This is a genomic window from Bradyrhizobium canariense (assembly GCF_019402665.1).
Taxonomy (GTDB): domain Bacteria; phylum Pseudomonadota; class Alphaproteobacteria; order Rhizobiales; family Xanthobacteraceae; genus Bradyrhizobium; species Bradyrhizobium canariense.
In genome coordinates this window covers 70,885-85,738 of sequence record NZ_VSST01000042.1, presented here as the reverse complement: position 1 = coordinate 85,738, position 14,854 = coordinate 70,885, and the positions used below count along the sequence as shown (strand labels likewise).

Here is a 14,854-nt window from a genome sequence, read left to right as displayed (position 1 = left end):
CCTAGCGCAGCACGACCCACGCCGGTGCGTGGTCGCTCGCACCTTCCTCGCCGCGAACCTTCTTGTCCACGCCGGCTTTTGCCAGGCGTGAGGCGAGGGCGGGGCTGAGCAGGAGATGATCGAGCCGCAGGCCCGCATCGCGCGGCCAGCGGTTTCGCTTGTAATCCCAGAAGGTGTAGATGCGCTGCTCCGGGTGCAGTTCGCGGATCGCGTCACACCAGCCTTGTGCCAGCAGCGAGGCAAAAGCCGCACGGCTCTTCGGCTGGATCAAGGCATCCTTGTCCCACGAGCGCGTCGGATAGATGTCGATCTCATCAGGCGCAACGTTGTAGTCGCCGGCGAGCACCACGGGCAGCTCCTGCTTGATCAACGTTTTGGCGTGGCGCTTGAGCCGCGCGAACCAGTCTAGCTTGTAGTCGAATTTCGGTCCCGGCTGCGGATTGCCGTTCGGCAGGTAGATGCTGGTGACGATGACACCGCGTACCGCGGCCTCGATGTAGCGGGCTTCGTGATCGGCAGGCTTTCCCGGCAAGCGATCGCGGGTGAGAACGGGCTCGGCATTGCGGGCCAGAATCGCGACGCCGTTCCAGGTCTTCTGTCCACACCACACAGCGCCGTAACCTGACTTTTCGATCGCGGCTGCCGGAAATTCGCCATCACTTGCCTTCAACTCCTGAAGTGCGACGACATCGGGCTTCGCCGTTCGCATCCATGCCAACAGATTGGGCAGGCGGCGATTGATGTTGTTGATGTTGAACGTCGCGATCTTCATGTAGAGCTACCGGCTCCTGCCTTCCGCTTCCGGAGAAACAATGTCCAAGTTGAGCTTTGCCGTTATCGCCGTCGCCGTTGCGTTCTCCGGGGTCGCCTCGGCACAATCATCCGATCCGCGCGGCGCGTGCAAGGCGGACTATGACAAGTTCTGCGCCGGCCTTGCGCCGGGCGGTGGCATCGTCGCCTGCCTCAACGGCAAGCGCGATCAGCTCAGCGCAACTTGCAAGACGGCGCTGGACAGCAGGAAGAAGAAGTAAGCGGCGCGCCGCTCAGCCCGGCAGCGGCGGCGGGCTTGCGGGCTGCTCGACCGGCGGCGGAGCGGGCGTCTGCTGCTCGACCCCCTGCGCGGGAGCCGGCTTGGCCAGCGGCTCCACCACATTCCCGCCTTTGTAGATGCGGGCGTAGCGGCGACCGAGGCTGGTCAGCACCTCGTAGCCGATCGTTCCGAAATGATGCGCGAGCTCGTCGACGGTGATGCCCTCGCCGAGCAGCGTCACCATGTGGCCGCGCCGCGCCGCATTCGGCGGCAGATCGGTGATGTCGATCGCGATCAGGTCCATCGAGACGCGGCCGGCGACCGGACAGCGCTTGCCGGCGACGATGACCTCGGCGCCGCGGGTGCCGTCATTGGAGCTTGCGGCGCGGAAATAGCCGTCGGCATAACCGACCGCGATGACCGCGAGTTTCGTCGGCCGCCGTGCGGTCCAGGTGCCGCCATAGCCGACGCTCTCGCCACGCTCGACATTGCGGATCTGCACGATGCGGGCCTTGAGATCGACCACCGGCTGCATCGGATTGTCGGCTTCCGGCGTCGGGTTGACGCCGTAGAGCGCGGCGCCCGGCCGCACCATGTCGAACTGGAAGGGCGCGCCGAGGAAGACGCCGGACGAATTGGCGAGCGCCGCCGGCACGCCGGAGAATTCGCTGGCGATGCCGCGGAAGGCCGCGAGTTGCTTGGCATTCACCGGGCTGTTGAGTTGCTCGGCCGCAACCAGATGGCTCATTACCAGCGTGATGCCGTGATCGCCGGCGTTGATGCGGGGGATGATGGCCTGCGCTTCCGCAAGCGTCAGGCCGAGCCGGTTCATGCCGGTGTCGATGTGGATGGCGGCGCCACCGGTCCAGCCGGTGCGGCGACAGAACACGTCCCATTCGGCAAGTTCGTTGAGATCGCCGATCACGGGGCGGCAATTGATCTGGGCGTAGTGCTCGCCGGTGTTCTGGAAATAGCCACCGAGCACGTAGATCGTGGGCTCTGGCACCGCCGCGCGCACCTTGCGCGCTTCCTCGATGGTGGCGACGAAGAAGGTCTTGCAGCCGGCCTTGTTCAGGGCACGCGCGACCTGCTCGGCGCCGCAGCCATAGGCGTCTGCCTTGATCACAGCCGAGCATTCGGCCGGCACCGCCGTCTTCTCGAGCTTGCGCCAATTGGCGATGATGGCATCGAGATCGACGGTGAGCACGCCACCGAAGGTCGCGAGCGCGGCAGCCTGATTGGCCTCCGCGGAGAGAAGGCCGGATTGCGGGATGATTTTCGGGTCGGACGCCATTGTCATGGCGCCGTTTTACGCAAGAGGACGGTCAGGTTCAACCCAGGGAACTCAGTAGTCGCCGCCGCTGCGGTCCGGCACCTGGCTGTCCGGCGCAAGGTCGCCGAACCGTGTGATCGACGCTTCGAAGGCCAGATCGACGGTGCCGGTCGGGCCGTGGCGCTGCTTGCCGATGATGACTTCGGCCTTGCCATGCGCAAGATCCATGTCCAGGCGCCATTTTTCGTGCTCGGGTGTGCCCGGGCGCGGCTCCTTGTTTCCGAGATAATATTCCTCGCGGTAGACGAACAGTACGACGTCGGCGTCCTGCTCGATCGAGCCGGATTCGCGCAGGTCCGACAGCTGCGGCCGCTTGTCGTCGCGCGACTCGACTTGGCGCGAGAGCTGCGAGAGCGCAATCACGGGCACGCTCAGTTCCTTGGCGAGCGCTTTCAGACTGGTCGTGATCTCGGTGATTTCCTGCACGCGGTTTTCGCTGCGCTTGCCCGAACCCGACAAGAGCTGGATGTAGTCGATGACGATGAGGTCGAGGCCCTTCTGCCGCTTCAGCCGGCGGGCGCGCGCCATGAGCTGCGCAATCGAGAGGCCGCCGGTCTCGTCGACATAGAACGGCAGCGACTGCAGCTCGATCGAGACTTCGCGGATCTTCTCGAAATCGGCCTCCGAGATGCCGCCGCGGCGGATCGACGAGGAGGGGATGCCGGTGCGCTCGGCCACGATACGCGTGGCGAGCTGGTCGGCCGACATTTCGCAGGAGAAGAAGCCGATGACGCCGCCATGGGCTGCCTTCATGGTGCCGTCGGCCTGGAGTTCACCGACATAGGCCCGGGCGACGTTGTAGGCGATATTGGTTGCAAGCGACGTCTTGCCCATGCCGGGACGGCCGGCGACGATGATGAGGTCGGAGTGCTGCAATCCGCCCATCTTGGTGTCGAGGTCGCGCAGGCCGGTCGAGATGCCCGACAGCTTTCCGTCGCGCTGGAACGCTTTTGCGGCCAGATCGACCGCAAGCGTCAGCGCCTGCGAAAATTTCTGGAAGCCTCCGTCATAGCGGCCGGATTCGGCGAGTTCGTAGAGGCGGCGCTCGGCGTCCTCGATCTGCGCCCGCGGCGCGAAGTCGACCGGGGCGTCATAGGCGACATTGACCATGTCCTCGCCGATGCCGATCAGGTCGCGCCGCAATGCCAGATCGTAGATGGTGCGCCCATAATCCTGCGCATTGATGATGGTGGTCGCTTCGGCGGCGAGACGCGCCAGATATTGCCCGATGGTCATGCCGCCGATATCGGTGTCGGCGGGCAGGAAGGTCTTCAGTGTGACGGGCGTCGCGATCTTGCCCATCCGGATCAGGCTCGAGGCAGTCTCGAAGATGGTCTGGTGCAGCGGCTCGAAGTAATGCTTCGGCTCTAGGAAATCGGAGACGCGGTAAAACGCGTCGTTGTTGACCAGGATCGCGCCCAGAAGGCTCTGTTCCGCTTCAATATTATGCGGCGCGCTTCGATAGGCGGGGGTTCCGGCTTCGGGCGCGAGTTTGAGAACGTTCGAATCAGTCAGGGCCATGGGCGAGCGATAGCAATTTTCTGGGGCGGATGCGGGGCCGGGATAAAGCGCCGCCTCAGACCAAAGCGGAAGCAAAAGCTCGCCGCTATCAACCGATCATTAAAATGGTGGATGATTGGCCGCCGCAGCACGCGCCGCGCTTGACGGATTTTGGTGGAACTAGCTCGCGGCCTGGAAGTGGCGGCTACCGTGCCGCGGAAAACGCCGGATGAAGTGAACCTGATGGGTGGGCGGGCCGACATATCGAGACGCGCGCGGATGACGCACGCTGGGCGCTTTCGGCTCGGTTCAGACCAGCAGGAGGTAGACCAGCGCAACCAGAGCCGCCCCGACGCCGGTAGCAATCAGGGCGTAATCGGTGCGGAGGTCGTCCTGCACGTCGAATGAGGTTTTGGTCTCGTCGCTCATGGCGACGGTCTAAGCCAGGGCCGACGAGACTTATGTGAAGCAGATCACATCTCCCCGGATTCTTTCGGGGGTACAGCCGGAACAGGTTAGCGGGCGGGGGGTTGTCTCCCGATCTGCCACCAGGGAACGAGGCAAGCGATGCGGCCAGAACGGCAGCCCCGGAATTGGCGAAGCGAAGCAGGCAGCCGACTTTGGCTGTCGGGGCTGATCGCGGCCATGGAGCACGCTGAGCGGCCGGAAGTCCGTCGGGAACCGGTCGCCCCCGAAATCCTGAAGGCACTGCGGATGCAATTGGCCTTAACGGCCTCTTACCGGTCCGCACCGATTTCGACCCTGCGCCACTAGGACTTATTCACCAGCCAGCTTCAGCCTCGGCGTGGCACCGGCTTCGACGGCCCGCAGCCGGGCTTCTTCACGCGCGATGTAGTTGCGTGTCGTCGGCACGACGCCTTGACGCCGTGTGAGTTGGATCTGGAAGTTCATCATATCCTGCTTGCGGAACGTCATCTCGCTGGCTGCCAGATAAAATTCCCACATCAGCGCGAAGCGCTCGTCATACAGCTGCACGGCTTCTTCGCGCCGCGCCATGAAGCGCTCGCGCCATGCCTTCAGCGTTTCGGCGTAATGCAGACGCAGAATCTCGATGTCGCAGACCAGCAGGCCTGCCCGCTCGATCGCCGGCAGCACCTCCGAGAGGGCGGGGATGTAGCCGCCGGGAAAGATGTATTTGGCGATCCAGGGATTGGTGGAATCCGGGCCCTGCGAACGGCCGATCGAGTGCAGCAGCATGACGCCGTCCTTGTCCAACAGCTCCGCGCAGCGCCGGAAGTAGGTGTCGTAGAAGCGGGCGCCGACATGCTCCAACATGCCGACCGAGACGATGCGGTCGAACGGGCCGGCGATGTCGCGATAGTCCTGAAGCAGGAATTTGGCCGATCTGGTCAGGCCCTTTTCGGCTGCGCGCGCATTGGCGATCTGCAACTGCTCGGTCGACAACGTGACGCCGGTGACGTCAGCACCTGCGATCTCGGCGAGATAGAGCCCAAGTCCGCCCCAGCCCGAGCCGATGTCGAGGACGCGCTGGCCGTCCCTGACGAGCAGCTTTGCGGCGATGTGCCGTTTCTTGGCGAGCTGCGCATCGTCGAGCGTGCTCTCCGGCGTCTCGAAATAGGCGCAGCTATATTGCTTGTCGGCGTCGAGGAAGAGCGAATAGAGCCTCGCATCGAGATCGTAATGGTGTGCGACGTTGCTGCGGGAGCGCGGGCGCGGATTGAACTGCTTCAGGTGCCGCACCAGATAGCGCAGGTGCCACCAGGGTTTTGCCCAGTGCGGCAATAGGTCGGGTTGATCGAGCAGGATCGCGAGGGCATCAGCTATGGTGCCGTGCTCGACGACGAACTCGCCGTCCATGTAGGCCTCGCCAAGCCCGAGCTCGGGATTGACGAGGATCTTCCGCTCTGCGTCCGCGGTGACGAAGCGGACTGCGACCGGTTTGCCCGAGCCATCGCCGACGGTGAACTTCGAGCCCTTCGCCGTGGTCACCGTCATCGACCCGCGGCGGATGAATTGAGACAGGAATTGACGCAACAATCGATCCATCGGCACCCATCCTCTCGAGCGAACCCGAAGAGATGCGACTAACCCGGCCTTTACACCCTACGCCCGGGCATCTCAGCGGTTCCTATGCGTTTGCATCTAGATCTAGGGAGGTGTCCGGGGCCCGCTATTGCGCTGTGCTCAAAGCGGATATTCCAAAACCGCTTAATCACATCCTTGCGCGCGGAGCCTGCTTCCATTCGCGGCTCAATCGGATAAAAGGTGACCCGCTGCGGCGCCGCCTGCCGGCTGCACCTCTCGGAATTCAATGGAGATGATGGGAATGTCGAGCCGAGCGCTCAGCCTCGCGATGGTCTTGCTTCTGATCGGCTTCGGCGCGACCGACACCGTTCTCGCGCAGGCGACGAACCTCGAGGCCGGCAAGGCCCCATCCCAGCTTTTCGCGCAGACCTGCAATGCATGTCACAAGAGCCCGCGCGGCCTGTTGAAGACGGTGGCGCCGGGCTCCTTGCCGGGCTTCCTGCGTCAGCATTACACGACCAGCCCCGACATGGCCGGCGTGCTTGCCTCTTACCTGGTCTCCAACGGAGCCACCGACACCCGCTACCAGGCCAAGGACGGCAAGGACAAGAAGGACGGCGCCAAGGACAAGGAAGCCGCTACCAATCCCGCGCAGTCCCCTGAACATCAGGGCCGCCGGCAGCGTTCCCAGGAATCCGCCAAGCCGGAAGGCGAGGGCGCCGCTCCCGCGGCCGAGGGCGCGCGTCAGAAGCGCGCTGCGCGGCCGGCCGAAGAAGGAACGAAGGACGGCGCGAAGCCCGAGGGCCAGGCTGCACCCGAAGGGCGCAAGGCGAAGCGTCTCGGCAAGCGCGGCAAGCCGGGAAGTGATGAGGCGCCGAAGGTCGATGCCGCGGCGCCGACAGCAGACGACAAGAAGAGCGAGCCGAACGTCGAGTCCAAGCCCGAGACAAAGCCCGAGACTGCGAAGGTGGATTCCGGCGAGGCTAAATCCGAAGGCAGCAAACCCGAAGGCAGCAAGCCGTCCGAGAAGCCCGCCGAGCCAGCTGCGCCCAAGGCGGCAGAAGAGGCTGCTCCCAAGCCCGCCGCGAGGTCCGAACCGCCAGCGAAGTCGCAGGAGCCGGCGCCCGCGACCGCTGCGGCGCCACCGGCGCCAGCCGAATCGTCCGGTCCGCCGACGCCGCCGATTTCGCGATAGGCGACCACATTTTTAGCCATGTGAAGGCCGCGCGCTCGGGCGGCCTTCGTCGTCTTGACCGCAACACGATTGATCGCAGCAGCGATCTCGCGCGGCCAGCCGGCGCTGACGGCCGAATACAAGCTCAATCTGTTGTCGCCCGCGGTCCGCAAGAAACTGATCTGCCGGGCGAGGGTGATCAAGCCGCGGCGTCAGGTCTCCGTGGTCGCCGCCGGCGTTTTCTACGTCAGCGACGGCGTCGAGAAGCACACGGCAATGGCGCTCACGTCGATCGCGATGCTGAGCGAGGACGTTGCTGCCACAACGAAAAGCCCGGCCGCCTGAGGCGACCGGGCTTCGAAAGCCTGCGCGAACGAGCGCGAGGCTTACTTCTCGGTCTCTTCAGCAGCCGGTGCCGGCTCGGCGTCGTCCTGCTGGGCTTCGGGGTCGAAGAACTCGCCGGCGGCTGCGATCGCTTCGGCCGCAGCATCCCGGTCTTCGTTACGGCTCGAGATGTCCTCGCCGCGGTTGATGCGCTCGGCCTCGTCCTGGCTGCGCGCCACGGTGACACTGATCTCGATCTCGACCTCGGGGTGGATGGCGACCGTGATGGTGTGCTTGCCGATGGTCTTGATCGGCGCGTCGAGCTGAACCTGCGGGCGGGACAGTGAAACGCCGTCGGCTTCGAACGCCACGACGATGTCGCGCACGTTGACCGAGCCGAACAGTTGGCCGGCTTCCGAAGCCTGACGGATCACGATGATGTTCTTGCCCTGGATCTTCTCGGCGACCTTGGACGCCTCGCCCTTGGACTCAAGGTTGCGAGCCTCGAGCTCGGCCTTCATGCCGTCGTACTTGGCACGGTTGTCGGCGGTGGCGCGCAGCGCCTTGCCGCGCTTGAGCAGGAAATTGCGGGCATAGCCGTCGCGAACCTTCACGACTTCGCCCATGTGACCGAGCTTGTTGACGCGTTCCAGCAAAATGACTTCCATATTCGTTCTCCTTTGATGTGTTGAGTGAGTTGGAATTTCGAACTTGAACTTTCGGGCTTGAACTCAAGAGGTCGGCAGCGGCGGCGGCTGGCGCGTACGAAGGAAGCGTTCGCGGAGGCCGAACACGGCATCGGCGAGGCCGAGGATCACCATCGCGATGACTGGCCATCCGAACACGACCACGACGGCGTAGGTCGAGCCGAGCCAGAAGGTGCGGCTCTTCAGCGCCAGCGTCAGCGTATGCAACACGGCAAAGCCGGTCAGTGCGTATCCCATCATTAGCGCCGCCGTCGCGATCTGCGCCACGATCGCAAGCAGTCCGCCGGTGAAGCAGAAGGCGAGCGCGATGCAGAGCGCCACGAGCGTCATCGGCGGCAGCTCCGCCGTCATCAGGTCCGGCCAGGGGCGCCGCAGCCGGCCGGACGTCGCCGTCACCTTGGTGCTGAGCCAGAGGTTGAGGGTCAGCGTCATCATCGCGACGATGGTGGCGCCGGCCGGCAAGATCCGCACCAGTGCGCCGACGAATTGGTCGGTCTCGCCGGAGCTCTGCGGGTCGGCGGCTCGGAGGAGGCGCATCAGGCCACGGCGCAGCGTGCCCGTGATGGTCTCGGCGTCTGTGCCGATCGTGAGCAGGGCGGCGATCGTGGTCAGTGTGGCGAAGCCTGCGATCCACAGCAGGATGCGGCCGACCGGATACCACTCGAGCGCTGGCTCAGTGGCGGCCTCCGGCGCGGCGGGTCCGACCTGCCGGCTGAGCAGGACGAGATGGCCGAGCCACCAGGCCGGCAATGCGACGGTGAGGGCAAAGGCGATGCAGTAGGGCAGGCCGAACAGGGCGCCGAGGCCAACCGCGGCGGCGATGCCGCCGAGGCTCGCGCAAAGCGGTCCCCAGCCGATCGAAGCGACCATCAGCGGCAGCGGTGCGAGATAGAACAGGACGAGCGAGATCAGCGCGCCCGAAGCGATCGAGGCGAACATCAGGGCCGACGCAGCGCCGGCGATCAGGGCTATCAGTCCAAAGGCCATCATCAGCTGTCCCGCTCCCTTCGAGCGGTTAGATATCACTAACGAAATTTCGCTGTAATACCAACTAGTTAGTCGTTTTTCCGTACCAGTTTCGTACCAGTTTCCCGCCTAACCAGAAGGTTAGAGGCTTCAACATTTGTCTAAGCAAATCAATTGCTTAGGTCCCGCCGAAGTTAGCGGCGGGCCAGCCAGCCGAAAATGGTACGAAAATGAGCGCGGCCCCTCTGGGAGCCGCTGCGTGCGCCTTTTAGTCGAGTGTTTTCGATCTATCAAGTGCTCGGTAAAACGGGCGCGGTATTTAGATATAGCGTAGTCTGCCAGCGGGTTAGAGGCGGTACAGCCAAAGAGGGTTAGGATCGTGCGCGTGGCGTAGAGCCGCGACCGGCCTGCTATTTGACTGACGCAAACAGATCAAGTGCGGTCACTGACTTTATCGGGTTGGGTCCCCACGGGAGTGAGGCTCACCAGCCGATACGTCCGCTTTATCTCTTGGGTGGCGTACTCGGTGATCTCTTCGACTTGTATATGAGCGATGTAGGTCTGATTGACAGCCCACTTTCGCTGAATTTCAAATTCCTCCGTGACCGGACCGGAATAGTCGAGGCCATCAGGCTCAACGAAGCGAAAACGCTTCTTGAGAGTGTCGAGGCCGACAAGAATACCCGGCCCTCTGATGTTCTGTCGCTCCACGTCTGACGTTCGACCGATTATTTCGACGATCTTACCCAGCGCTGCAACGTCAACGACAGCGCCTTTCTTCGTACCCTGAACTGTGTTCCAGGTGACATCAACGGCGTAGCCGGAGGAGTGATTAACTCTCGACCAATCGTAAGCCTTCTTTACGACAGCTGGCCCAAGCGATTTTGCCAAATCCTTTACTTCATCCTCGTTGGATACATGCATGACCTGCAAGAAAGCATCGACCGTGTCGTCGAACTTTCCGCCGAGTAAATCAGCGTGGCTGGGCACCATCAGCGCAACGCCGAGTGATCCGGGATACGAGAAGCCGAAGTCAAAAGCGGTTTCGTTCAGCATCCAACTCGAGAGTTGGCGGCTCTTCTTAACACCATTCTTCAATGCGTCATAAATCTGCGAGAACAGTTCTTGGAAATCGAGAAGAGATTTAGTGACCGCTGCAACAGTGTATCTTTCATCGTTCTCGGGCATCAGTCTGTATCGACAAACTTCGACGCGCGCTTGCCGACACTCTTCTTCCCACAAGGCTTCGAGGTCAGTTGCTTCACGCTTCAGCGAGCCTAAGTTTGCAAGCACCATGATGTCGCCGGGCATTCGCGCGGCGACCTCCTGCACCTCGCCGATGGCGGCATAGGTGCGCCGTAGGTTATCAAGCAAAGAGTTTAAGCCCGACATCCGTCTCGCCTAGTTTGAGGACTACATACCCCTTCAAGTGGTCGTCCCATCCCACTCCCCATTTCTCCGTCCAGTAGTCGGTCTTGTCCGCTGCCCGCCTCGGGTCTTCTCGCAAGAAACGAAAGCATATGAAGGTATGAAGCAGAGGGCTGTATTTGTTCCCCCCGTTCAAAGAATTGATGACGACCTGTTGCACTGCGGGATGAACCAGGTCGAAGCTCTGAGCCCATGCTGCAAATGTCAAATCGATGTCATCAGGCTCGGGCTTTTCGGTTAAGAAGCTACCATCAACCCAAAGCTCGCAGGTAAGATTTAGGGCGATCAGATCGGCGACAAGCCGTTCCAGCTCGGTGAACATCAGCGGGCGTCTGACCGAGGTCGAAAAGCGAGCGACCGCGAGTGCTTTGAATTCGTCTAATCCGATAACGTGCCGACCTGGCGGCAGAAGAGGCTGAAATGCCTGCTTGGGCCCGTTCATTGGTTGAGCTTCTTGCTGTGGGGGCGTGCGGACGACCGAGCTTTCCTGCTCGGTTCAATGATTGAAACATATGTTCGAGTATGCACAGACGTTAGGCAGCTACAATCAAAGATTGTCGATTACCAACGTTTGCTTTGGGGATCGGAGGTAAGACCATTTAGGACGCTGCGCGCGTACTCGACTATGTTTCGCGTTTCTCTTTGTTGGCCGCTGCCCGGTTGATCTTCGTAATACCAGCAGCCAATTCGTCGCGAGCTTTTTCATAACGCGGCGTGCCAGGGCCGTTACCAGTGGTAATCGCTGCCGTCATGCGAACGGCCCCCCGCAACACCGTATTGATAGGGTCATCCATCGGGTCGCCGGTTGATAAATTGACCGACGTGCCGAGCAGGGCGTCTACTTCTTCGACGTTAAGCTCAGCTTCCCGACACGCCTCCACGAAGGTCATCACGCTTGCGAACAACCCTTTGCTCGATCCGTCAGCCAGACACTCGTTCACCTGCGCAGCCATCTCGCCGAATGCGACGACGACCTCGTCTGTGGCAAGGTTCAAGACTTCGCCGCTATTGTCCGCAACCAGCCTAATGTGCGGCTTATCATCGTCCTTGTTCATTTCAAAAGAAATCCTCCGGTTGCCCCGATCAAGGGTGATCCGGGCCTTGATGATATTCCCAATGGCCGCCAGCGGAACACTGTGTTGTGGATACACTGGACGTTCTGAATTCACTTTGCGCCGGACGGGCTGTACCAGTTGCGCGGCTGTACCAGTTACGTACCAGAAACGCACCGAAAACCCCGGCACAAGCCGCGAACAGATGACATCAGATGCGTTGAATTTGCTCATAAAAAAACCGCTCGCGCAAACGAGCGGTTAGAGGCATCTCGCCCCAACCATCGGCGACCGGACGATCCGGAAGCCTTATGAGAAACTAGGTCGTACGGCCGGCGGCGATGTCGTCGCCGGCCGTATTCGTCTTAGCGAATGACGTAGGGCAGCAGGCCCAGGAACCGCGCGCGCTTGATGGCGCGGGCAAGCTCACGCTGCTTCTTCGCGGACACCGCGGTGATGCGGCTCGGCACGATCTTGCCGCGCTCGGAGACGTAGCGCATCAGCAGCTTGGAGTCCTTGTAGTCGATCTTCGGAGCATTCGCGCCCGTGAACGGGCAGCTCTTGCGGCGACGGAAAAACGGGCGGCGTGCACCAGCTTCAGCCATTGTTCTTACTCCCCATCCGTCGTGGTGGTGGTGGTGGTTTCAACGTCTTCGCGCGGACGGCGCGGACCGCGGTCACCGCGGAAGCCGCCACCTTCACGATCGCCACCACGGAAACCACCCTCGCGGTCGCCACGGAAGCCACCGCCTTCGCGATCGCCACGGAAGCCGCCGCCACGGTCGTCACGCTCGCGGTCACGATCGGCCTTGCGCATCATCGCGGACGGGCCTTCCTCGAGCTCCTCGACGCGAACGCTGAGATAGCGGATCACGTCTTCGCTGATGCGCTCCTGGCGCTCGATCTCGGCGATCGCCGCGGACGGCGCGTCGATGTTGAGCAGCACGAAATGCGCCTTGCGGTTCTTGTTCATGCGGTAGGTGAGGGAGCGTACGCCCCAATTCTCAGTCTTGGTGACCTTGCCGCCGAGACCTTCGACGATGCCGGTCATCTGCGCAGTCAGCTCTTCGACCTGCTGCGTGCTCGCGTCTTGGCGCGCGAGAAAAACATGCTCATAGAGAGCCATGGAAGTCCTTTCCTCATGTTGGCGCATCGCCCGGCGTCAAGCCCTTAAGAGGCCTTCGGAAAGGACTCTGGGATTAAGCTCAGAAGGCGGAAACACGGGACGACGGGCCGACTGGCCCTGCCACACCAAAATCACGAATGATTTGCTGAGACCGTCCGTTCAGCTCCCGGCCGGGGTCTGCGGATGGGCGCGTTATACGGATTTCGGCTGGCTTGGCAAGGTTGCAGGCGGCAGTTTCGGCGCGGATGGTCCCGATGCGGGCGGCTGGAACCACCGCGGACCACCATACCGGCTTGATTTATTTGTTTGTATGTCATACAAATAAGTCTAACGGGAGCGAACCCCAATGGCAGAAAAGCCGGCCCATGAGCCGCTCGAGGCGGCAGGCGACCCCAAGCACGCCGCCCGCGCCACGCGGTCGGCCGGCCGCAAAATGCGCTCGCTGCTGCTGGATGCCGCGAGCCCGCTGTTTCGGGAGCGGGGGCTGTCGGGTACGGCGATCACCGACATCGCAGCCGCTGCGAACGCATTCCCGAGCCAGATCACCTATTATTTCCGCACCAAAGAGGCGCTGTTCGTCGAATGCGCCTGCCGCGAACTGCTGTACCTGGCGCGGGCGACCGAGCAGGCGGCGCTGAAGGCGCGCACGCCGCAGGACTATTCGCACGCGCTGGCCGAGACCGTCACAGCTAGCGATTCGGTCGCCTTCTTCGCCGAGGCGCTGACGCTGACGCGGCGGCGCCAGGATCTCGCGCCGCTGGTCGAGCGCACCATCGAGCGCCTGCACAGTGAAGGTGCGCGGGCCTATGCGAGCCAGGTCGCGCGGCACGGCTGGCGCTCCCTGCGCGCGTCCGATGAGAGCTCGCGGCGGTTCTGGGCCGTCGCCATCGGAATCATCCTCGAAGGCTACGCCATGGGCCGTTCGCCCGAGGCGCTGTGCGCCGAGATGCTGCGCGTGCTGGGCGAGCAAGCGAAATCCAATCATGACGCTGCGCGCTTGCGCCTCGTCGACGCGCGCGACGCATCGAGCAATTCGAATGAGGAGAGTTAGGCCATGACTGCGCTTCGCATGCGTGCCCGCGATTTCCTGACCGACGATCAACTTGCCGACGTGGGCCGGCGCGTGACCTGGAAAGGCGTCGCGCTGATCGCGCACGCCTGGGCGCTCATCCTCGCCGCAATCGCCTTGGTCGCGTGGTGGCCCAATCCGATCACCTATATTGTCGCGGTCGCCATCATCGGCTCGCGCCAGCTCGGGCTCGCGATCCTCATGCATGACGGCGCGCATGGCTGCCTGTCCGCCGACGAGAAAACCAATCTGACCTTGAGCCAGTGGTTCTGTGCCTATCCTCTGTTTGCGGAGACGCGCAGCTACCGGCGCTATCACCTTCAGCATCATGCGCGCACGCAGCAGGAGAATGATCCCGATCTCGTGCTGTCGGCGCCGTTTCCGATCACGAAGCTCAGCTATCGCCGCAAGTTCATTCGCGATCTCACCGGGCAGACCGGCTACCAGCAGCGCAAGGCGCAGTTGCTCAATGCGCTGGGGCCGAAGGACTGGCCGTTGCGACAGCGCGCGGCGCATTTTTGGGAGAAGCTCGGCCCGCAATGTCTGGTCAATGGCGCGATGTTCGCCGCGCTCACGGCCGCCGGCGTGTGGTGGGCCTATCCGCTGCTATGGCTGGTGCCGCTCCTGACCTGGATGATGGTCATCACCCGCATCCGCAACATTGCCGAGCACGCGGTCGTGCCCGACAGCAGCGATCCCTTGCGCAATACCCGCACCACGTACGCCAATTTCTTCGAACGTCTGTTCATCGCGCCGTATTACGTGAACTACCACCTCGAACATCATCTCCTGTTCTACGTGCCCTGCTACAATCTGCCCAAGGTGCACCGCCTGCTGAGCGAGAGCCGGCATGCGGGCCGCATGGAGGTGCAACCGAGTTACGCAGCCGTGCTGCGGCTTGCGACCGCGAAGCCGAACCGCGATGACCGGCCGGGGCAATTGGTCAACAGCGCGCGCCGCGCGCAGGCGGGGTCCGAGGTCGACGCCAACCAGACGGCCGGCGGATTCTAGGGACCCGTCTCTCCAGTCGAAGGCTGCTAGGTGAGTGCTGATCGAAGTTCCTATCTTGGCTTGACATTCCGGCCCCGGACAGTGTCTACGGCCCCCTTTGGAGCATGATCCGGAACCATGGCCTAAG

15 protein-coding genes and 1 pseudogene are annotated in these 14,854 nt (G+C 62.7%); 5 read left to right on the top strand and 11 right to left on the bottom strand.

The features are described 5' to 3' along the window. Window position 1: 1 nt before the first annotated feature. A complete protein-coding gene (locus tag FXB41_RS22180) occupies window positions 2–772 on the bottom strand; it encodes an exodeoxyribonuclease III (protein WP_219683202.1) in 771 nt (256 codons plus the stop codon). A gap of 40 nt (window positions 773–812) precedes the next feature. On the opposite strand from FXB41_RS22180, the gene FXB41_RS22175 reads away from it, so the two are divergent. Next, window positions 813–1,031, top strand: coding sequence for a hypothetical protein (locus FXB41_RS22175; protein ID WP_007592035.1), 219 nt, complete (start codon window positions 813–815; stop codon window positions 1,029–1,031). Window positions 1,032–1,043: 12 nt separating this feature from the next. Here the strand turns inward: FXB41_RS22175 and alr are convergent, their stop codons facing one another. The 3 genes from alr to FXB41_RS22160 all read right to left on the bottom strand — a co-directional run bounded on the left by alr (window position 1,044) and on the right by FXB41_RS22160 (window position 5,891). Continuing rightward, entirely contained in the window at window positions 1,044–2,324 is a 1,281-nt protein-coding gene (alr, locus tag FXB41_RS22170; protein ID WP_219683336.1) for an alanine racemase, read from the bottom strand. Window positions 2,325–2,375: 51 nt separating this feature from the next. Next, window positions 2,376–3,884 (bottom strand): replicative DNA helicase, encoded by a 1,509-nt coding sequence (locus tag FXB41_RS22165; protein WP_219683201.1) that lies wholly within the window; start codon window positions 3,882–3,884, stop codon window positions 2,376–2,378. A 756-nt stretch (window positions 3,885–4,640) separates the two neighbouring features. Next, window positions 4,641–5,891, bottom strand: a complete 1,251-nt coding sequence (locus FXB41_RS22160) for a cyclopropane fatty acid synthase (RefSeq protein ID WP_007592027.1) — start codon at window positions 5,889–5,891, stop codon at window positions 4,641–4,643. A gap of 280 nt (window positions 5,892–6,171) precedes the next feature. Here FXB41_RS22160 and FXB41_RS22155 point away from each other — a divergent pair, with 280 nt between their 5' ends. Beyond that, window positions 6,172–7,065 (top strand): hypothetical protein, encoded by an 894-nt coding sequence (locus FXB41_RS22155; RefSeq protein ID WP_219683200.1) that lies wholly within the window; start codon window positions 6,172–6,174, stop codon window positions 7,063–7,065. Between the two features lie 42 nt (window positions 7,066–7,107). After that, window positions 7,108–7,389: pseudogene (locus FXB41_RS22150) on the top strand (hotdog family protein); the annotation flags it as partial. Window positions 7,390–7,430: 41 nt separating this feature from the next. Here the strand turns inward: FXB41_RS22150 and rplI are convergent. The 7 genes from rplI to rpsF form a co-directional block, all read right to left on the bottom strand. After that, on the bottom strand, window positions 7,431–8,036 hold the full coding sequence (gene rplI / locus FXB41_RS22145; RefSeq protein WP_007592024.1) for a 50S ribosomal protein L9: 606 nt from the start codon (window positions 8,034–8,036) through the stop codon (window positions 7,431–7,433). 63 nt (window positions 8,037–8,099) lie between these two features. Then, window positions 8,100–9,065 carry a DUF2232 domain-containing protein gene (locus FXB41_RS22140; protein ID WP_007592022.1) on the bottom strand — a complete coding sequence of 322 codons (966 nt, stop codon included), beginning with the start codon at window positions 9,063–9,065 and terminating at the stop codon, window positions 8,100–8,102. A 408-nt stretch (window positions 9,066–9,473) separates the two neighbouring features. Next, window positions 9,474–10,433 (bottom strand): hypothetical protein, encoded by a 960-nt coding sequence (locus tag FXB41_RS22135; RefSeq protein WP_219683199.1) that lies wholly within the window; start codon window positions 10,431–10,433, stop codon window positions 9,474–9,476. Next, the gene (locus FXB41_RS22130; RefSeq protein ID WP_219683198.1) at window positions 10,408–10,911 is read right to left on the bottom strand and encodes a DUF6932 family protein; all 504 of its coding nucleotides are present in this window, start codon (window positions 10,909–10,911) and stop codon (window positions 10,408–10,410) included. The genes FXB41_RS22135 and FXB41_RS22130 overlap by 26 nt, the downstream gene beginning before the upstream one ends. A gap of 181 nt (window positions 10,912–11,092) precedes the next feature. Next, window positions 11,093–11,755, bottom strand: coding sequence for a hypothetical protein (locus FXB41_RS22125; RefSeq protein ID WP_219683197.1), 663 nt, complete (start codon window positions 11,753–11,755; stop codon window positions 11,093–11,095). Window positions 11,756–11,886: 131 nt separating this feature from the next. After that, window positions 11,887–12,126 (bottom strand): 30S ribosomal protein S18, encoded by a 240-nt coding sequence (rpsR, locus tag FXB41_RS22120; protein ID WP_007592020.1) that lies wholly within the window; start codon window positions 12,124–12,126, stop codon window positions 11,887–11,889. A 5-nt stretch (window positions 12,127–12,131) separates the two neighbouring features. After that, on the bottom strand, window positions 12,132–12,647 hold the full coding sequence (gene rpsF, locus FXB41_RS22115; protein ID WP_007592015.1) for a 30S ribosomal protein S6: 516 nt from the start codon (window positions 12,645–12,647) through the stop codon (window positions 12,132–12,134). Window positions 12,648–12,993: 346 nt separating this feature from the next. On the opposite strand from rpsF, the gene FXB41_RS22110 reads away from it, so the two are divergent. Continuing rightward, window positions 12,994–13,698 carry a TetR/AcrR family transcriptional regulator C-terminal domain-containing protein gene (locus tag FXB41_RS22110; protein WP_219683196.1) on the top strand — a complete coding sequence of 235 codons (705 nt, stop codon included), beginning with the start codon at window positions 12,994–12,996 and terminating at the stop codon, window positions 13,696–13,698. A gap of 3 nt (window positions 13,699–13,701) precedes the next feature. After that, entirely contained in the window at window positions 13,702–14,727 is a 1,026-nt protein-coding gene (locus FXB41_RS22105) for a fatty acid desaturase family protein (RefSeq protein ID WP_219683195.1), read from the top strand. The last annotated feature ends 127 nt before the right edge of the window (window positions 14,728–14,854 follow it).